General features: G+C 47.0%; 1 protein-coding gene. It reads left to right on the top strand.

Annotated elements, in window-relative coordinates; all coding sequences use genetic code 11:
* The first annotated feature begins 215 nt into the window (after window positions 1-215).
* Window positions 216-740 (top strand): hypothetical protein, encoded by a 525-nt coding sequence (locus tag QEH57_RS24710; RefSeq protein WP_309009483.1) that lies wholly within the window; start codon window positions 216-218, stop codon window positions 738-740.
* The last annotated feature ends 97 nt before the right edge of the window (window positions 741-837 follow it).

Below are 837 nucleotides of genomic sequence, written 5' to 3'. Positions count from 1 at the left end.
TATGGCGTTCTTGTCCATCAGCTCGTCGGTTTGATCCACGCTGCTTTCGGACCCAGCCTCGCGACTGCGCCCTTGCGCTTCTCTAGTGATTGATGCTTTGTTCAGGTCTCTCACAATGGACTTTCACCATATCAGGTTATCGACATGCCAGGCATACCAAGGCGCCGCAGACAACTCGCGCAAGCGCTCGCGTCAGAGCTTGGCGTTACAGAAAAATGAAAACTATTAGCCATTACATCCTGCTTATCGCCTTCTCCGCTATACCGTGTCTTGGGTGCTGGATCGCTCCTCCTGAATTCGTTGTCATCGAAGGATCGTCGAAAGAGTACTTCATCCGTAAAGACAACCCAAACAAAAAGATGGAAGTTCGTTTGGCATCGGACCTCAGCGAATCATGGTCAGCCACCATTTCATCATACGACTCGCTGTTTTCGATCATCAGGCTGTCCGAAAGTGGAGACCGAATAGTCCATATCGTCGGGGACCACCGAATCTGGAGAATAGATCAAACCTGCATTCAAATAATCAAACAGGATGGAAATGTTATAGAATACTCACTAAACGAATTCATCGATGACCTAGAAGACATCAAGACAGATCAGATGATGAGCACTTCACCAAAATATCATTGGTTCAGAGATGTAAACTTTGTGACCGACGAAAAAGTCGGATTCACTCTTTCCGACGGAAGAAACGCGATTATTTCGATGATCGAAAAGAAAGTAATATCAATCAAGTAGAACAATAAAGGGACCTTCGAACCGTAGGTTCGCATTGGCCCATGGTTGAACAAGCCGCGGTCCGAGTCGGACCTAGCCGGAAACGCTATATGCGTTT

The organism is Pelagicoccus sp. SDUM812005 (assembly GCF_031127875.1).
GTDB lineage: Bacteria > Verrucomicrobiota > Verrucomicrobiia > Opitutales > Opitutaceae > Pelagicoccus.
This window is presented reverse-complemented; position numbering and strand designations above follow the sequence as displayed.

Bases quoted from the DNA above. Each gene is read 5' to 3' on its own strand.
- QEH57_RS24710 (WP_309009483.1), top strand. From the start codon at position 216: ATGAAAACTATTAGCCATTACATCCTGCTTATCGCCTTCTCCGCTATA.